At 47.2% G+C, this 269-nt stretch carries 1 tRNA gene; it reads right to left on the bottom strand.

From position 1 onward, the window contains the following. Positions 1-168 precede the first annotated feature (168 nt). A tRNA-Ala gene (locus HU770_RS26890) sits at positions 169-244 on the bottom strand. Positions 245-269: the final 25 nt, after the last annotated feature.

The raw sequence follows: 269 nt of genomic DNA on the forward strand, positions 1-269 counted from the left end.
CAAATTTTACCTTAGCCTGATCCACTACCAGTGAAAGTAGTGTTCAGTCTATTTCTATCACATATCCGAATTTTTAAAGAACGATCTGACAAAAGCCAGAAATCAACATTCATCACCGAATGTTCATTTCTAAGTTCTGAGCAGTGCTGCGAAACCTGACCTGAAGAGTGGTGGAGCCAAGCGGGATCGAACCGCTGACCTCCTGCGTGCAAGGCAGGCGCTCTCCCAGCTGAGCTATGGCCCCGTATTTTGTAGGCCGCACCAAGTAA

Origin of the sequence: Pseudomonas sp. SWRI68 (assembly GCF_014269165.1) — a bacterium.
In the GTDB taxonomy this organism is placed as follows: domain Bacteria; phylum Pseudomonadota; class Gammaproteobacteria; order Pseudomonadales; family Pseudomonadaceae; genus Aquipseudomonas; species Aquipseudomonas capeferrum.